This window comes from Ciceribacter azotifigens (genome assembly GCF_048159625.1).
GTDB lineage: Bacteria > Pseudomonadota > Alphaproteobacteria > Rhizobiales > Rhizobiaceae > Allorhizobium > Allorhizobium azotifigens.
Genome location: NZ_JBLQTA010000046.1, coordinates 1 through 2,842, shown reverse-complemented (window position 1 = coordinate 2,842; position 2,842 = coordinate 1). Strand labels below are relative to the sequence as shown.

Annotated in this window: 2 protein-coding genes; both read right to left on the bottom strand. The window is 57.5% G+C overall.

Translation table 11 applies throughout. From position 1 onward, the window contains the following. On the bottom strand, window positions 1-1,320 hold a 1,320-nt coding region (locus ACM6UT_RS23085), incomplete at its 3' end, for an ABC transporter substrate-binding protein (RefSeq protein ID WP_416799616.1). Window positions 1,321-1,547: 227 nt separating this feature from the next. Continuing rightward, window positions 1,548-2,558, bottom strand: a complete 1,011-nt coding sequence (locus ACM6UT_RS23080; protein WP_416799615.1) for an ABC transporter ATP-binding protein — start codon at window positions 2,556-2,558, stop codon at window positions 1,548-1,550. Between the last annotated feature and the right edge of the window lie 284 nt (window positions 2,559-2,842).

The following is a 2,842-nucleotide window of genomic DNA, read 5'->3' as shown; positions in this document are numbered from 1 at the left end:
GGAGTAGAGCGAACCAGTTTCATACTGGGACTTGCGCGCCGGCCCAGGCAGGTTCCCCCAGCCCTTGATCGGTTCCGCATACGGAATGTAGTCTGGACCGGTTACCCATTTGATGAAAGCAAGTGCAGCTTCTTTGTTGTGCGCGCTAGTCGGTATGGCCCACGCCCATGTCCAGAACCAGGCACTCGGCTTTGAGCCGGCTTCCTTAACTGGAGCCATTGCGACAGCCATGTCCTTAGCGTAGGGGTTCGTCTTGGGGTCGAAGAATACCTGCGTCCATGAACTGTCGTCATACATCATCGCAACCTGACCGGTGGTCATCGCCTGGCCGCATTCCTGGTTACCGAACTGCGTGATACCGGGAGGCGTAACCCGCTGCAGAGCGTCGATGTAGAACTTGATGGCTGCTGTGGTGTCGGGTGCTGTGATTTGGGCGTTCCAGTTGGAATCATACCATCGGCCCCCAAAAGCATTGATCACCGTGCCGAGCGGCGCCCCCATCTGCCCCCAGCCAGGGAGTCCCCGCAAGCAGATGCCGTATTTGCCTTCGGTGGGTTTGTTCAACTTCTCGGCANGCAGAGCGTCGATGTAGAACTTGATGGCTGCTGTGGTGTCGGGTGCTGTGATTTGGGCGTTCCAGTTGGAATCATACCATCGGCCCCCAAAAGCATTGATCACCGTGCCGAGCGGCGCCCCCATCTGCCCCCAGCCAGGGAGTCCCCGCAAGCAGATGCCGTATTTGCCTTCGGTGGGTTTGTTCAACTTCTCGGCAATCTGGATGACTTCAGCCCAGGTCGGAGCCTCGGGCATGGTAACGCCCGCGGCATCGAGCAGGTCCTTGCGATAGTAGAGCATAGATGCCTGGGCGCTTCCGGGCGCGGCATAAAGCTTGCCATCGTAGCTGAGGCCATTGAGGTAAGCCTCAAACACGTCCTCAACCTTGTATGCTGGATCTCCCTTGATTGCATCAAGCGGCTCAAGCCAGCCGGCCCGCCCCCACATAGGAACCTCATAGGGCCCGGTAGTGATCAAATCGTATATGCCGCTCTGGGTCGTGACGTCGGTTGTGATTTTCGCACGAACCTCGTTTTCTGGCACGAGCTGGAATTCGACGTCAATATCGGGGTGGAGTCGCTTAAACTCCGGTAGCAGATCTTTCAGTGCTACGAACTCCGCATTGTTGACGGAGCCAATCACCAGCTTGCCGCTTTGCGCCAGAGCGATCTGAGCGCTTGCACTCGTGGCCAGAAATGCTCCCGCTGCAAGCGCTGCGCGGAGTACCTTCCATCTCGTAAGTTTCTGTTCGACTAAGGTCAACATAGTTTGCATCCTCCCTTTGGTTGCATATGAAAACTCGGTTCAATCCCATGCCGCGAAACATCCGAATACCTCCTGAAAGTGGCGTGGCGTCGCGGCCTTCCGCGCCATGCCGGCTAACCACAGCCGGTTTCGCCTCATCCAGTCATGTTGCACGTCACCGCGGTGTTCTCGCCGCCCGTCATTCTGCGCTCCACGTCCTCCCTTCTTTCCCAATGCTGCGCCGGCAATTAGGAATTTCTCCCGAGTGCATTTCCGTCCGCATCGAACCGATAGATCCTGTTCGCCTGGGGGGTCAGGAAGACGGTGTCACCGTAGGTGGTGTCGATATCGCCGTCGGCGCGCACAGTGAGTCTTCCGGCTTTTTCCGTGCTGATATGCAGGAACGTATCCGACCCTAGATGTTCGACGACGCCGACGGTGCCCTGCCAGGTTCCTGCGCCTTTAGACAGCGTGATATGTTCGGGTCGTATTCCGATGGTGGCCGCACTGTATTCGGCCGCCACTGTGCCGTTGATGAAGTTCATCTTTGGCGATCCAATAAAGCCAGCGACAAACGTGTTGCGCGGATCGCGGTATAGTTCGATTGGCGAGCCGACCTGTTCGATGACACCGGCGCGCAACACGACGATCTTCGTCGCCATGGTCATGGCTTCTACCTGATCGTGAGTGACATAGACGGTGGTTACCCCCAGCCGCTGATGCAGTTCGGAGATTTCCAGGCGCATATTGACGCGTAATGCGGCATCGAGATTAGACAGCGGCTCATCGAAAAGAAAAGCCTTCGGCTCGCGTACGATTGCCCGGCCAATTGCAACGCGCTGACGCTGACCGCCGGAAAGCTGACCCGGACGCGCATCAAGGTAGGCGGTCAGGTTGAGAACGTCCGCCACCGTTTCAATCTTGCGGTCGATTTCCGACTTCTCGACCCCGGCCATCCTGAGCGGAAAGCCAATATTGGCGCGAACCGACATGTGCGGATAGAGGGCATAGGACTGGAATACCATCGCCAGACCACGCTTGGCCGGCGCAACGCGCGTAACGTCCTTCCTGTCGATCTCCACCGACCCCGACGACAAGTCTTCCAGCCCTGCAATCATCCGCAGCAAGGTGGTTTTCCCGCAGCCAGACGGGCCGACGAAGACGACGAATTCCCCCTCGTCTATCTGCAAATCCAACGGCGGAATCACCTCAACCGTTCCGAAACGCTTGGTCACTCTGCTGAGCGTAATGCTTCCCATCATTCAACTCCGGACGTGATGCCCGTTTCGATGGCAAGGCGATGTGCCTGCCTTCCAAATTTCGTTTGCTGCCCGCGGCTCGTATTGCACTCCACCAACCGTTGCTCTGGTAACGGTCACTTTGGCTGCGTCTCCGACGATGCGCAGGATATGCCGTTCGATTCCATTCGCCGCGGCACTGTTACGCTTCCATTCCCTCATCTGCCCGTAACTGTTTGAGAGGTAACGTATTATCCGTGTGCTCATCGCGCCCAACCTTGGAAGAACGACCTGCTCGGTGTACA